The sequence below is a fragment of the Dyella tabacisoli genome, from assembly GCF_003350925.1.
Classification (GTDB): Bacteria; Pseudomonadota; Gammaproteobacteria; order Xanthomonadales; family Rhodanobacteraceae; genus Dyella_C; species Dyella_C tabacisoli.
The window spans coordinates 720,195-733,455 of the sequence record NZ_KZ857173.1 but is presented as its reverse complement, the minus strand read 5'-3'; the positions used below and the strand labels follow the sequence as shown (position 1 = coordinate 733,455).

The window sequence follows — 13,261 nt, the reverse complement described above, 5'->3', positions numbered from 1 at the left end:
GGATCGCAACATGTGGCATCTATTTGCGGCCGAATTGCGCCGCTTTCGTATCTGGGCCGCCATCGCCGGTGTCGGCCACCTGCTGATGCTCGGCTTCATGTCCAAGACCAACGACTTGGCTCAACAGGCGCCGATCGGCTACATCGTCATTGGCGCCTGCTATGCCCTTGGAGGACTTCTGCTGGGCCTTTACCAGATCACCGGCTACACCAAGCCGGCCGCTTGGGCTCAGCTTATCCACCGGCCACTGCCCTCATGGCGCATCGGCGGCGCGATTTTCGCTGCTGGTGCGGTATGGCTAGCCGTGACCACGGCATTGCCGATCTTGCTGATCGCGCTGTGGCAAACGGAAGCCACGGCGCGAGTGGTCGACACTCGGCACTGGCTGATGGCGCTACCTGCGCTGTTGGTGGCATTGATTGGATACCTGACGGGTGGCTACCTTGCGTTGGCGAACCGAAGGTACGGCTTTGGCGCGCTGGTGTTCTTGCTGCTGATCTTGCAGGCACATGCACAGGCCTGGTGGTCGCTACTGCTACAGGTACTGGTTCTCGGCTGCATGGCCACGCTGGTATGGATAACCTTTCGGCCAGACCGCGTCAGCGCACCGGCCCGCCCGCTGCCACTGATCGCGGCATTCATCCCAACCAGCGTATGTATCTATGTCGTGCTGGTCGCGGCCCTTAGAATCGGCTTGCAAATGACTTGGATTGCGTTGGGGTCGGCACAAGCGACGGCATCCGCACCCGAGCATGGCACTGCGCAGGAGAGCCAGCGGGCTACGGACAAAGCCCTCTTGGTCATGGGCCTGCGCGCCAGCAAGGATTCGTCAGCGGGGCGCTGGTTGACTCAAGTTCAGTCGGGCAAAGTGGATCGCTACGGACCGATGCTGGACGCGTTGCCCGAGCGTCAGCAGTTCACCAACCTGGCGCCGCTCAGTTTCGCCGATGAGACCAACGACGCACGCTGGACTTTCAGCCACGATCGGATGCAGTTCGTGGGTCATGGACTGGCTGACGGCCTCAGTGATCGTGGTCGGTTGACGCCACCAGGCGCCGCTATGTTTCCCACCCCGACCATGGCGTTTCTGGACCCATCAGAGACGAACGATCGCGTGACCCTGCTGGGCCACAACATGGCTTGGCGTTATGACCAGCACTCGCGCGCCGTAGAGTCGTGGCAGACTCTTTCCGCCGGTGAAGTCTTCGCTGCGCCACCGATGATGATCGGCACGCATGTGCTGGCCTTAAGCGATCAGGCGCTCCACATCGACGCAGACGCCAATGCGCAACATGATGGAAGGGTCGGCGTGCGTGTCCCGCTGCAGGGACCGATCAACGTGTTGTCGCGCGTGAACATAGCCGATGTCGACGATGGCTACGTAGTGTCGATGGCGTATTACCGAGCGCTCCGTTACGAGTCGTTCCAGCGGGCGCAATATGTACTGCACGTGGATCGGCAAGGGCGCTGGCAAATGATCGCCACGCGTACCATCACGCAAGACTTTCCCGTGTGGTTTCGCTATATCGACATGTGGATCTCGCCTGTGATCGAGCACGTCACTCAATGGGCGACCACACTCTTCGCAGGTCACGAGCGTTTGAACCCAGCCGACCCCAACTTACCGCCGCCAGAAGTGCTGTGGCTGGCGACCATCATGACTTTGCTTAGCGCAGCGTTGTCCGCTGCCTATGCAAGCCGCCTCGGTAGTCGTGGCATGGGCATCCTGGCATGGGCCGTTACCGGATTAATTCTTGGCCTGCCTGCTTTGTTGGCTTTTTGGCTAGTTGCAGGCAACGCGCCCCAATACCGTCACAGGATGCTTCCCATGCCCGTGCGCCTGGCTCCGTTGAATTGATGGTATGGGTCTGCCTCGTGTGCCGCGCTCTGGCCGAGGGGCAAAAAAGGTGTCGCTAGATAATCCAGTTCCGCGTTATTGATCGCCTGATCTCACGGCTTCAGTGCGGGGGCGTGATTTGAGGCGGTCGGACTGAAGAACGGTGTCTTTATTCCTTGAGGTTATTCATGAAGATTTCGGCTGCAATCATGGCATCGATCATGATGGTTGGACTCGCTAGCGCTCAGCAAACGACTGCTCCCGTTGTCATCAGTCCAGCCAAGATAGTGCAGGACAATTTAGATAGTCACTTCGCCGTGTCTCAGTCAATTAAGAAAGAAGTGTCATTTACCTGCAACGGAGGCAAAGGTTCGTATTCAATAGATCAGGAGTTCGATAACGATTCGGGCTACTACACGCTTAAGGTCAGCCGAGTCACGCTGGACTCTGTTGAAGTAACTTCTGCCTCATTGGCTCGCATCAACGCGGAGCTAGTCGGTCGCACCCTGATTAAAGGTGATTTCACCAAGTGCAATCGTCTGGGGGTGCTTATCCAGCTAAACATTAATCGCCTTACATCCCATGGCGCGCCAACGACTTCGCAGAGCGCGACGGTCAATCTGGAGTTTGCCAAGGGGCAACTCGTCGGTGTGACTAGCGAGAATGAAAGTTGTTCAAAGAGGTAAAGGGTAGTGGACTATGTGGCGGGGCGATGCTCGTCGCATAGCATCTGCTCAAGGCTGGTGATCAAGTCTTGGCGCTTGAACCGCTTGGGTTCTTCTTCGCCATGGGGAGTTGCGCGCAAGTTATTCCCCAGGGAAATATCGCTGGCCGCATGCAGGGTTCCAGGACTAAGTCGCGGCCAGAGGTTTTTCAGCTTCCCCGGATCGATCGCCAGACTGCCGATCTTCTCTATCTCCATGCGTTTGAAATGACTCGCCGAGCAAGTTCCCGGCTGTTGGAGCCGCCAACGCACATTGCCGCGCAATGAGTCCAATGGCGGCTTCTCATTGCTGGCCTCCGCCATGGTCAGTGGCCTGTACCACGACAGAAATTCGAAGGCGCGTCCCCGGTCGATGATTACCGCTACTCCCCAGCCGTCCTGTATCCAGGGCCGGCCGTTCTCCATTCGGATGGTGGTGTAGTAAGGGTTGATTGGAGCCCCGCGTCGGATCGGGTAAGCGATCACGTCCCCGACATCCATCAATAGCGGTTGTGGCTTCTTTAGGACGGCGCGCGGCTTGGCAGCATTCGCCGCTGCTATTCGCGTGCGCACGTTTTGTAGCTGGTTACGCCGCTTGCGGAGACCAGGCTCATTCATGCCAAGCTCTTGAAGTCTGGCGATATCCGCACCGTTGTCGATAATCTGCAGCGCATTCTCCCGCACGCGGTCGCAAACGATGCCGCGTTTAGCGAACTGATCCGCAACGATCAGCCAGAAGGTGAGGTGGTCTTCATGGGTGGAATCGTTTGCTGCTCCTGGCTCCGTCTCGCACAGGATATCGACGAGCCGGTCGGCGTCGTAAGGCAGTCGTGCAACCGCACCAACGGTTGTACGCAGATCCATGGCGAAATCGCCCGAGTAGAGTCCACTTCCCCACGTACCCATTTCTCATCTCCACGCTGACATGTGCGTTGATAGGGTTTCGATCCCAAAGTTACGCGTGCACGCCCTGGCTAGGCAGCGGTAGGTTGCGGTTGTGGGGCGCCGCAGGGCGGATGTGGCTGGTTTCGATGCTCGGGGCGGCGCCACTCGGGATGGTCATACGGAATATCGCTTTCCCAGAACCACGGAAAGCAGCTAGGTCCAAGGGCGGCGTCGATCACGTACTTGTAGATGCTTTCGCCGTTTGAGCTGTTGCTCATGATCAGCACACAGTTGCGAGACTGTTGCAGACACAGTGCGAGATTGTTGGTGCCTTCCTCATGGCCGCTTTTGAACCAGGCCGGCCCCTGGGGCGATTGATATACCGCCACCCCCAGCGCATAGGAGAGCTTGATGCCGTCATTGTCCGTGGTGGTTGCCGTATCCAGCGTGGGAAATTGCTGGATGGAGCGGATGCGTTGCACGGGTTTGAGCCACTCGGCATGCGTCTTGGCGCTCAGTCCATCGCCACGCACCATGCCCGCCAACAACTTCGCATAGTCACTGATCGTGGTATCCATCGACCCGGCGGCACGCGCCGACTCGCGTTGCTTGTGACCAAGTGGCTTGCCCGATTCGTCATAACCGATGGCCAGATTGTCGGCGAAATCCTTGCGCCAGGTCATGCTGCTATGGGTCATGCCGAAAGGGGTGAACAGTTGCTTCTGCATCAAGGTCACAACATCGGTGTCCTGACCGTTCTCAAGCACGAATTGCATCAGATTGATGCCTTCGCCGGAGTAAGCGAAACGGCTGCCCGGTTCCGCGTAAATCTTCAGCTTGCTATTCGGGTCGTAGCCGTTGCCGTCAGGCGGATAGGAGCGAAAGTTGGGAAACCCGGTGCTATGGCTTAGCAGCATGCGCGGGGTGATCTTGCGCCAGCGCGGATCGTCGGTGAGGTCGGTGTATTTGGGGTAGTCGGGCAAGGGCTTGGGCAACAGATCGGCGATCGACGTGTCCAGGTTCAGGCGTTGTCGATCGACCAGGCTCATGACGCTGTAGCTAAAAGCAGCCTTGGTGATCGAGGCCGCGTACATCACCGTGTCGACGGTCAGCGGCAGTTTCTTTTGTGTATCGCGTTCACCGTAAGCACGCAGGTGTACGACCTTACCGTTCTCGATCACCGCCAGGGCGAAACCGGGTACGTGCCCTTCAGCCATCAGCCGTTGTACTTCTTTGTCTAATGCGGCGCCTCGCAATGGAGGCGTCGGCGTCGGCGTGGCCTGGGCCATGCAGGCCGCTGAAGTGCATAGTGCAACAAGCCCAAACAATGCAGTCGAGAGATGGTGCTGCATACGGCCCTCACAGGTAGGATCGGCGAATCGTCACATCGCAAGTACGCTATCACCACCGTAGATATTTACGCGCGTGTCGATGGGCATGACTTTGGCAGTCGTCGCGCATCCAGCCGGCACGCCTGACGCGCAAAAACAAAGGGGGCAGTGAGATTTTCTTTTGGGGTAAATGTCACTGTCGCCTTATTTTCTGACCCCTTATTTTGAGTTCGTTGGTTTTACTCAGGCCTTGATGGCTTGCAGCAGTTGCTGGCGTCCATCTTTCAGTATTTCATCGGCGAAGTCAGGATCAACCTCGGCCACTGCACGCGAAAGCATCAGCGAGCCAACCATCTGGCTGAATAGCGCGATGGCCTTTCTTCTTCTCTCTTGTGGGTTCTCGTCGTCGATTACGTTCGCTAGCTGATCGACATTCCACCTCAGTCCGCGCGCATAGGACTGACGCGCCTCCTTACCAAGTCGCCGGACATCGCCGGCGAACGCTGTCAATGGGCAACCCGCTTCGATGTTGGTCAGGTGATCCGGGGACAAGTACCACTCGATGTGCCGCTTCATCGGATCGGCCGCGCTGGTCTTCGACGCCTGGATACCGGCGATGAGCTGGGCTGCACCATCTTCCATCGCCTTCTCCATGACGGCAGCGACCAAGGCGTCCTTCGATTTGAAGTGGTTGTAGAAGCCGCCTTGGGTGAAGCCGGCAGCCTTGGTCAGCTCGGTCAAGCCCACTGCCGCTACGCCACGCTCGCGAAAGAGTTTTTCCGCGGCGGCGACAATAGATCTTTTGTTTTCAATGGCTTGTTGCTTTGAAACGCCCATATGACCACTCCTGTCTGGCAACCCGGCCATGGTTTGCATGGAATGACAATGGCGATCACCATTGACAATGGCCTGAAGGTGGCGCCATGATAACTCACATCAATGGTGGTCACCATTGTGATTTGAGGCTAATGCCAGCAGCTAACCCGAGTGCTTAGGGTGAGATCGACGAATCCGCACCAAGTACACCGTCACCTGAACTACCAACCATCGAAGAGGAAGCGACCATGTCAAAGACCTCATCCGAACAGAACAAAGCCCTTGTCCTCGAGGCATTCGACACACTGTTCAACAAGCGAGACTACGAAGCCGCCGTAGGCTATTGGTCTGGTAACTACATCCAGCACAGCGCACATATCGAACCGGGCCGCGAAGGCTTGTTCAACCTCGTTCGCAGCATCCCCGGCACCTTGCGTTACGAGCACGGCCTGATCCTGGCCGAGGGTGATTACGTCATCGTGCATGGACGGTTCTCCGGCATCGGACGTCCAGCGGCATGGATCGCCGCGGATGTCGTGCGCATCGAAGACGGCAAGCTCGCCGAGCACTGGGACGTACTGCAAGACGAAGCAACGCAAGCCGAATCCAAAAGTGGATTGCCGATGTTTGGCAATCGCTTCCCCGCCTGATCTTATCTAAGGAGAACTCTCATGAAACTCACAGGCAACACCATCTTTATTACTGGCGGCGGCTCGGGCATCGGCCGCGGGCTCGCCGAAGCGCTGCATAAGCTGGGTAACAAGGTCATTATCGCCGGCCGGCGGCGCAGTCATCTCAACGCCGTGATCGCAGCCAATCCCGGTATGGAAGCGGTCGAGCTCGATATCACCGATCCGATCAGCATCGATCGCGTGGCAGCGAAATTGATCGTCGATCATCCCGAACTCAATGTCCTCATCAACAACGCCGGCATCATGCAACCCGATGCCGTTGCCGGGAAGATCGACGACGCCCTGTTGACCTCGACCGTCTCGACCAATCTGCTGGGGCCGATTCGCACGACATCGGCGCTGATCGAGCACCTGAAGGGCAAGGACAACGCGGTCGTGGCGTACACGAGTTCCGTGCTTGCCTTCGTACCGCTGGCCGTTACCGGTATTTACTCATCGACCAAGGCGGCGCTTCATTCCTACATTCTGTCGCAGCGCTTCATGCTCCGGCATACGGGCGTTCGTGTGATTGAGATTGCGCCGCCCTGGGTACGCACCGAACTCATGAACAGCCAGGAGGCCGAACAAGCCATGCCGCTTGATCTGTTCATTGCCGAAGCGATGGCGATCCTTGGCACGGATGCGGACGAGATCGTGGTCGAGGCCGCCAAGATGTTCCGTGCCAATGTCGGCCCGAGCGAGCACGGTTTCGTCAATGGCTTCAACGAGCAGGCACTAGCGATCTTTGGCGGCGCTTGAGCCGATAACCGTGGATACCTGGATCCGCGCTGCGCCATGGATGGCGCTCTAGCTCCTAAACCAGGTCTTGATCGCAACTGTCATGTCCCTGCATACGGGGCAGCCATCTACGGTTTAGTGCCCACATTGGGCATGGCGCCAAGGATATGCGCGCTTTGGAAAACCAAAGTGTGTACCGCAGGGTGGCCACATCGCTTTGAATTTCAGAGGGGTCAAGTACTCAATAGTCGAATGCAAGCGCTCTGCGTTGTGGTGTCGGCTATCATCCAAGTTCTTGGGCGAGTCCGATGAGAATCCCTTCAGGGCCGCGGATGTAGCAAAGCCGATACGCGTTTTTATATTGAACAACTTCACCCACGAGCTGCGCGCCGCGCTTGCGGAGCCTTTCGAGCGTCTCGTCGATGTCGTCCACGGTGAACATGACGCGCAGGTAGCCTAAAGCGTTCACCGGAGCGTTCCGGTGATCCGCGATAGCAGGCGGTGCGAGAAACCGGGAGAGCTCAAGCCGGCCGTGGCCGTCCGGCGTGCACATCATGGCGATCTCAACGCGCTGATCGCCCAGTCCAGTGACACGTCCGGCCCATTCTTCTTCAATCGTGGCCCGCCCTTCGAGATCGAGGCCGAGCTCGCAAAAGAAAGCGATCGTCGCTTCGAGGTCATCGACGACGATGCCTACGTTGTCCATCCGTTTAAGCGCCATGTGCCCAACCTACAAGGTGGCCATTATTCTGACAACGGACCGTGGGATAACTATTCAGAAGCCGTGTCAGCGCGGGGCTCTATCCAGCTATTGCATCACTCATCTCTGACTTCACCGCGTGAGCGTACCAGTCCGCGCACTTTTGGAAACCAAAGTGTATGCCGTAGGGCGTGCGCCCGGATGTTCGGTGTCATGCCCGAGGGGCATGACACCGAGGCCCGCGCGATCAGTGATTGAACGATCCAGTGCACTGGTCGTTGTCGCAAGCAAAATCCACTTCGGATGCCCTGCCAGCAAAGAGCGGAACACCCTGCACCGTGGCGAGCGTCTTGCCGTCCCTTTCCAGCGACACCACGAAGGTTCCGGGTATCAGCGCGGGGAGGTTGTAGCGACCGGTGTCGTTAGGGGACCCGTGGCGGGTAATGCCCTTGTCGCTGTGCACCGTGATGGTGCTGCCGGTTGGGGCCTTGCCCAGAATGCTGGAGCTGGTTGACTGCGCGTATGCAGCGTTAACTGCGATGGTGCCGAATGCGCTCACGGCTATCGCCGTCATGAGCTTGAGCGCGTAGTGGCGATTTTGATGCTGGTGCCCAATGGCTGCGGATTTCTTGCTGGTTTTCATGTGGGGGCTCAAAAGTTGTGGCGCGACAAACCGCTCAACTGCTCGCGCAGTGGTCGGTTTGCAATCGATGTCAATGGATCACGGCAGTGGGGTGGCTGCCGAGGTACTTATCTTCCTTGTTGGAGAGGCGTCTCTTCTTGTGACGTCTTGGATCACACCTGATCGCCTGAATCGATCCGTTGGATGATCCATGACGAAGGCGGGTTTAAATTAACCGAGCAGGCCTAGGCGCGTCATGTGAAGGTCGTAATGCTTTTTCGCTACTAGCCCATGCTGAGCACGCAAGCGACCGCCTCCATCGAAATGGAAGGCCCATTAGTAGGGGCATGGCGAGTGGCTCTGGCACTGTATATGGGGAGTTAGCGCAGCTACTATATTGAACGTCCCCAGGCTTTCCCCAACGCAACGCTTTTCGCTTTTGCACCCGTCACGCGCGGGTGCGAGAAACCCTTATGTCCAAAAATCTCCGCCGCTTTGCGCCCGTGTTAGCTGGAAGCCTATGGCTGGTCTCATGGGCCGTTTGCAATGACGTGCACGCTGAACTTGTAGTCGCGGCGGATTCCGCCGATGCCAACATGGCTACTGAGATCCTTCCTTGCCATCGGTATGACGGCTTGCAGCCGCAAGGCACCACCAATCCGGCGATCAGCACCTGTGAAACCATGTCACCGGATTTGGGCAAGTTTCGCGAAAAGTCGGCCGAGCATGGCTGGCTGATTCAAGGTGGCATCACTCTGGGCGGAACCTTCGACCTGCTGCATCATGGTGCGCATCCTCAGCTTTACATCGGGCAAAATCCTACTTATCGGGCTAACGGGTATGTAACCACTACCTACGATCTATCCCGCGTGGGTTTTGCCGGCGCTTCGCAACTCGTGTTCAATGCGAACGTGCAACGGTTCTGGTACGCCGGGGAAAATCCAACCGGTTTCGCCATCAACAGCCTCTATGTCAGTCAGCGCTTCAACGAGGGGCGCGTGCAGTTGCAATATGGCTTTGAGGAGCTAGGCAACCAGTTCTATGGGTTTGCACTCGGCACCAGTTCGACGACGTCGCCGGCAGGTGTCGGAAGTTCCATCCCCTACGAAGTCGGCTTCATCTTCAACAAGACGGCACCCGAGATCAACCTGCGCCTGGCTTCGGCCAATAAGCATTTCTATGAGCGGATCGGCGTGACCCGCAGTGTGGATCCCGAGGGGGCGCAAGCGGATTGGGACCACAATAATTTCCTGGGGCTGAAGTGGCATATTCCCGGTGCCAAGGCGCTCTTCATCAATGAGTTGGGGTACCAGGTCGAAGCCGCTCCCAGCCAACGGATGATGTGGCTGCGGCAGGGCGTGATGTATAACGAAAGCCGTTTCTCAAGGTTCCGCGGAGGCTATGCGGGTGGCAACTATGCCTATTACTTGGTCGGCGACTATCAGTTTTTCCAGACCGATGCGGCAAAGCCGTATCGAGGATTTTACGTCAATGTAAAAGCCGACTATGCGCCACCCGATCGTAACGTCTATACCGGAGATATCGGCGCTACGTTGTACGTACTGGGTCCTTTCGGGCAGCCCGATGACGCGCTCGCTCTGGGCTATACCTTCAACCGATTGAGTCGCTCTTCCCAGCGCATGCAACAGGCAAGCGGGATCGCCGCTGTGGACTACAGTCGCAACTATGCGCTGTCCTATGTCTACCGTGTGGCGCGCGGCGTTTATCTCTCCAACCAACTGAGCTATACCGCCAACCCCATTCAGGCGCCGAAACAGCCGGAAGCTTTGACGTGGATGAGTTCGTTGTCGCTGTCTTACTGAATTTGGTATTCGATCAATCCAGATGGGATCTGGTACGAAGCGAAGCCTCAAAGCGCCGTGGTCTTATGCATAGGCGATCCCACAAGCGGCGCGTCGCTTTACAGTAAGGTCCGCCTTCAATGGTTCCGCGACCTGCTGGTCATCACCATCGCGATGCCGCCAAGAATCGCGGTAGAAGCGACGGTCAGCCGCGGAGTGATCGCTTCCGATAGGAACACCACTCCGCCAAATGCCGCGATCAGCGGCACCGACAACTGTACCGTGGCGGCGCGCATGGCAGAAAGCCTGCTCAGCGCTGTATACCAGATGACATACCCGATGCCGGAAGTGAGCGCGCCTGAGGCAATACCCAAGGCGACCCCGGTCGCATCCGCATAAGCGCGGGCATTGACGATGAAAAGCAAGCTAAGAAAGGGGGCAAGCAACGCTGCCCTCGCGAAATTTCCCGCTGTTGCGGCAAGCGGGTTGGTCAGGCGGCGGCCGCGCAATGAGTACACGCCCCACGCCACGCCAGCGATCGCCATCAACGCAGCGCCGAGGAGCGGCGGCGCTGCGATACCCGGCGACACCAGGTAGAAAAGCCCTGCTACGGCCAGCGCGAGACCGAGCCAAGCGAGGTATCCGAATTTCTCGCCGGAGCCCAAGCCGACGCTGAACATGGTCAATTGAACCGCGCCGAACAGAATCAATGCCCCCGTGCCTGCGGGCAAGGTGAGATACGCGAAGGAGAAGAAGGCGACATAGGCAAACAGCATGGTCGCAGCAAGCCAGTCGGCATGGCTGGGCGAGGACCGCCCCGGCCTGAGCCGAACGATGACGGCGAGCATAATGGCTCCGGAAACGAGCCTGATGGCGGCGAAGCTGACCGGGTCGATTTTCCATTGCTGCAACGCAAACCGGCACAACAGCGAATTGGCCGCGAAGGCGAGCATGGCCACCGTAGTGAGGACGGTCGTCTGCAAGATGAGCAGTCGATCGCGCGTTTCATGCATGGGTCGCCACCAGAACGACTGCCCACGATAGCAACGCCACGCCGAGGGGCGCACTGAGACGCTTGCCCCAGCGAACGTTCTTTTCGATCGCCATCACGGCTGCAAGCAAGAGCATCCACCCGAGGCTGCCGGTACCAAGTGCGAACATCAATAGCATCAACGCCCAGCAACACCCGACGCAGAATAAACCGTGCTGCGCGCCGAGCGCGAACGCCTGCCGCGCTTGCGCTTGCCCTCGCCAGTGCTCAATGACGAAGCTCAACGGCGTACGGCACTTTTCCAAGCACTGATATTTGAGCTTGCTGAACTGAAATGCGCCGGCCAACGCGATAATGGCGACACCAATCAGCCAGCCATTCCACGCCAGCATGGGTATGCTCGCGAGCACGGACAGCAGGGCACTGTGAAGTGCATGCGCCAGGAGTCCGAAGGCTCCCCACACTGTCATATAGCCCAGGCCGAGCAACATAAGGAGACGCCCATGGTCTGGTCGCTCGGCCGTCAATCGGTCGAAGGCGTTGAACAGCGGCAAGGTGGTAGGCAACATCATGGCCGCTGCCATGAGGATCCACGCGACGGCTTCAAGTAACACCGGCACGACCACATCGCCAGCCGGAACGACACGGCATAGAAACGCAACCGATCCTGAGGCTATCCAGTTACCGTGTTCGACATAGCGTCCATAAGGGCTGCGCGTCCACGCCCACAACGCAACCCACGCGAAAGCAGTCAGCGCGGCCAAGATCGGCAGGAACACGCGAACATGGCGCGAGGCGCCAGGCGGCGAAGGGCCTGCCGTTGTGTTCATGCGTCGAAGACGAACGTGCTCTGCAGGGCGTTGTGGTTCTTGATGTCGAGGTTGATGCCGAGGGCGGCGTTGCTGGATCGATAGGTCGGGGCCTTGCCGACAAACACCGGCGCCCCCGGCACGGTTGAGAACACGGTATCGGAGAGGGTGGTTTGACCGCCGGTCGCGCCGAGATACGGTTCGAGTTCGGCGTAGTAGTTCGTGCCGATCTCGAGTTCGCCCTTACCCGCAACCACAGTGAACCGGATAGGCGCTCGCTCCACCGATACGACCTGGCCGATGAGCTTGGCGAGATCGGCGACCGGTCCGCCGGCCTGGCCGGTGTAGACCTTTAGCAGTGCCTCTTCCTGCGCCTTGGAAGTTTGGTCGTCGATGTAGATCGCGGCAGTCCAGTTGCCTTGCAGGATATTGCCGGGCACATGGGCCACGGCCGCGATCGTACTACCGGCAACATCAACGCCGTCGACGGTTCCCTTGTCTATATGCCACGCGACAATGGTGTCGCAGGTGCCGTTGTCAGGATCCTCTCCGATCCAGCAAGGGCACAGGACCTTGCAGTTGCAAACTTCGAGCAGCCGACCTTCCAGGTGATAGCTCATACGAACCTCCATTGAAGGTACGCACACACCAACATGTCGCAGCGAGACCCGGCCGCGAAGGGGGTAACAATTTTCCCGCCGCGGGTTTGGCCAAGTCAAGTTCGATGGTGAGCAGCGACGGATTGATGGATTCTGTCCGTTTGGGAGCGTTGACATCGCCAAAGCCACTCTGGGGGGCGTGAGCCCCGAGGCCTTCGAGTCAGCGGATGGTTCGGGCCGGTGGCTGCGATTTTGAGTGGCCGATTGCGCAACGCGGTGCCTATGATCGGTTGGTGTCATGCCCACACATGGGCATGACAGCAAAGTCTGCGCAGTCTTGGAGATCAAAGTGTGTGCAGTGGAGGTGCCTCGTGTACGTACTTTGCTGACTGTTGAACAGCTAAGTAAGTATATGGCTAATTGAAACAGATGCTTAGCCGATCATGCCGGCTGGGTGCATTTTTGATTTGACAACCAAAGTATGTGTCAGACAGGCCGCTAGGACGCGTCATGCGGGGCGTGCCTCCGAGAAGGAAAAGTGGCGGTCAGCCGCTTCTGATGGCATCGATGATGTGCTGGATCTTCACCGTAGCACTCAAGAACGTAGGCAGGATGCCGACGAGCGCTTACGGCTATATTCTGGGAAGGTCCGACGACCCGGAGCGGACACTTCAAAGCGATGATGAGGAATGGAAATGGAGTTCGCTGTTCAATGCTCTGGCGTTCGAGATGAGGCCGGGTTCTGGCTGGCATATCT

13 protein-coding genes are annotated in these 13,261 nt (G+C 58.2%); 5 read left to right on the top strand and 8 right to left on the bottom strand.

All coding sequences use genetic code 11. From position 1 onward, the window contains the following. Window positions 1-10 precede the first annotated feature (10 nt). Entirely contained in the window at window positions 11-1,858 is a 1,848-nt protein-coding gene (locus DVJ77_RS03025) for a hypothetical protein (protein WP_114843956.1), read from the top strand. Window positions 1,859-2,025: 167 nt separating this feature from the next. Next, window positions 2,026-2,523, top strand: coding sequence for a hypothetical protein (locus DVJ77_RS03020; protein WP_114843955.1), 498 nt, complete (start codon window positions 2,026-2,028; stop codon window positions 2,521-2,523). Window positions 2,524-2,534: 11 nt separating this feature from the next. On the opposite strand, the gene DVJ77_RS03015 is transcribed toward DVJ77_RS03020, so the two are convergent. From DVJ77_RS03015 to DVJ77_RS03005, 3 genes are all read right to left on the bottom strand, one after another. Further along, on the bottom strand, window positions 2,535-3,404 hold the full coding sequence (locus DVJ77_RS03015; RefSeq protein WP_162791349.1) for a hypothetical protein: 870 nt from the start codon (window positions 3,402-3,404) through the stop codon (window positions 2,535-2,537). A gap of 110 nt (window positions 3,405-3,514) precedes the next feature. Further along, window positions 3,515-4,714, bottom strand: coding sequence for a serine hydrolase domain-containing protein (locus DVJ77_RS03010; protein ID WP_162791348.1), 1,200 nt, complete (start codon window positions 4,712-4,714; stop codon window positions 3,515-3,517). Window positions 4,715-4,999: 285 nt separating this feature from the next. Continuing rightward, the gene (locus DVJ77_RS03005) at window positions 5,000-5,632 is read right to left on the bottom strand and encodes a TetR/AcrR family transcriptional regulator (protein ID WP_225427752.1); all 633 of its coding nucleotides are present in this window, start codon (window positions 5,630-5,632) and stop codon (window positions 5,000-5,002) included. A 188-nt stretch (window positions 5,633-5,820) separates the two neighbouring features. Here DVJ77_RS03005 and DVJ77_RS03000 point away from each other — a divergent pair, with 188 nt between their 5' ends. Further along, a complete protein-coding gene (locus DVJ77_RS03000) occupies window positions 5,821-6,222 on the top strand; it encodes a nuclear transport factor 2 family protein (RefSeq protein ID WP_114843951.1) in 402 nt (133 codons plus the stop codon). Window positions 6,223-6,243: 21 nt separating this feature from the next. After that, complete coding sequence (locus DVJ77_RS02995; protein ID WP_114843950.1) at window positions 6,244-7,002, top strand: SDR family oxidoreductase; 759 nt, start codon at window positions 6,244-6,246, stop codon at window positions 7,000-7,002. Between the two features lie 262 nt (window positions 7,003-7,264). On the opposite strand, the gene DVJ77_RS02990 is transcribed toward DVJ77_RS02995, so the two are convergent. After that, window positions 7,265-7,702, bottom strand: coding sequence for a VOC family protein (locus DVJ77_RS02990; RefSeq protein WP_114843949.1), 438 nt, complete (start codon window positions 7,700-7,702; stop codon window positions 7,265-7,267). Window positions 7,703-7,928: 226 nt separating this feature from the next. Further along, window positions 7,929-8,324: a carboxypeptidase-like regulatory domain-containing protein gene (locus DVJ77_RS02985; RefSeq protein WP_114843948.1), complete on the bottom strand. Its 396-nt coding sequence runs from the start codon at window positions 8,322-8,324 to the stop codon at window positions 7,929-7,931. Window positions 8,325-8,899: 575 nt separating this feature from the next. On the opposite strand from DVJ77_RS02985, the gene DVJ77_RS02980 reads away from it, so the two are divergent. Beyond that, window positions 8,900-10,126: a carbohydrate porin gene (locus DVJ77_RS02980; protein ID WP_162791347.1), complete on the top strand. Its 1,227-nt coding sequence runs from the start codon at window positions 8,900-8,902 to the stop codon at window positions 10,124-10,126. A gap of 116 nt (window positions 10,127-10,242) precedes the next feature. Here DVJ77_RS02980 and DVJ77_RS02975 read toward each other — a convergent pair whose 3' ends face one another. The 3 genes from DVJ77_RS02975 to DVJ77_RS02965 all read right to left on the bottom strand — a co-directional run bounded on the left by DVJ77_RS02975 (window position 10,243) and on the right by DVJ77_RS02965 (window position 12,525). Continuing rightward, window positions 10,243-11,118 carry a DMT family transporter gene (locus tag DVJ77_RS02975; RefSeq protein ID WP_114843946.1) on the bottom strand — a complete coding sequence of 292 codons (876 nt, stop codon included), beginning with the start codon at window positions 11,116-11,118 and terminating at the stop codon, window positions 10,243-10,245. Beyond that, window positions 11,111-11,860 (bottom strand): DUF2182 domain-containing protein, encoded by a 750-nt coding sequence (locus DVJ77_RS02970; RefSeq protein ID WP_225427750.1) that lies wholly within the window; start codon window positions 11,858-11,860, stop codon window positions 11,111-11,113. Before DVJ77_RS02970 ends, DVJ77_RS02975 begins: the two co-directional genes overlap by 8 nt. 62 nt (window positions 11,861-11,922) lie before the next feature. Continuing rightward, window positions 11,923-12,525 carry a DUF1326 domain-containing protein gene (locus DVJ77_RS02965; protein ID WP_114843944.1) on the bottom strand — a complete coding sequence of 201 codons (603 nt, stop codon included), beginning with the start codon at window positions 12,523-12,525 and terminating at the stop codon, window positions 11,923-11,925. Window positions 12,526-13,261: the final 736 nt, after the last annotated feature.

What these genes read in the sequence shown, in the direction of transcription:
- DVJ77_RS03025 (WP_114843956.1), top strand. Translation starts at nt 11, where the DNA reads ATGTGGCATCTATTTGCGGCCGAATTGCGCCGCTTTCGTATCTGGGCC.
- DVJ77_RS03020 (WP_114843955.1), top strand. Translation starts at nt 2,026, where the DNA reads ATGAAGATTTCGGCTGCAATCATGGCATCGATCATGATGGTTGGACTC.
- DVJ77_RS03015 (WP_162791349.1), bottom strand. Translation starts at nt 3,404, where the DNA reads ATGGATCTGCGTACAACCGTTGGTGCGGTTGCACGACTGCCTTACGAC.
- DVJ77_RS03010 (WP_162791348.1), bottom strand. Translation starts at nt 4,714, where the DNA reads ATGGCCCAGGCCACGCCGACGCCGACGCCTCCATTGCGAGGCGCCGCA.
- DVJ77_RS03005 (WP_225427752.1), bottom strand. Translation starts at nt 5,632, where the DNA reads ATGCAAACCATGGCCGGGTTGCCAGACAGGAGTGGTCATATGGGCGTT.
- DVJ77_RS03000 (WP_114843951.1), top strand. Translation starts at nt 5,821, where the DNA reads ATGTCAAAGACCTCATCCGAACAGAACAAAGCCCTTGTCCTCGAGGCA.
- DVJ77_RS02995 (WP_114843950.1), top strand. Translation starts at nt 6,244, where the DNA reads ATGAAACTCACAGGCAACACCATCTTTATTACTGGCGGCGGCTCGGGC.
- DVJ77_RS02990 (WP_114843949.1), bottom strand. Translation starts at nt 7,702, where the DNA reads ATGGCGCTTAAACGGATGGACAACGTAGGCATCGTCGTCGATGACCTC.
- DVJ77_RS02985 (WP_114843948.1), bottom strand. Translation starts at nt 8,324, where the DNA reads ATGAAAACCAGCAAGAAATCCGCAGCCATTGGGCACCAGCATCAAAAT.
- DVJ77_RS02980 (WP_162791347.1), top strand. Translation starts at nt 8,900, where the DNA reads ATGGCTACTGAGATCCTTCCTTGCCATCGGTATGACGGCTTGCAGCCG.
- DVJ77_RS02975 (WP_114843946.1), bottom strand. Translation starts at nt 11,118, where the DNA reads ATGCATGAAACGCGCGATCGACTGCTCATCTTGCAGACGACCGTCCTC.
- DVJ77_RS02965 (WP_114843944.1), bottom strand. Translation starts at nt 12,525, where the DNA reads ATGAGCTATCACCTGGAAGGTCGGCTGCTCGAAGTTTGCAACTGCAAG.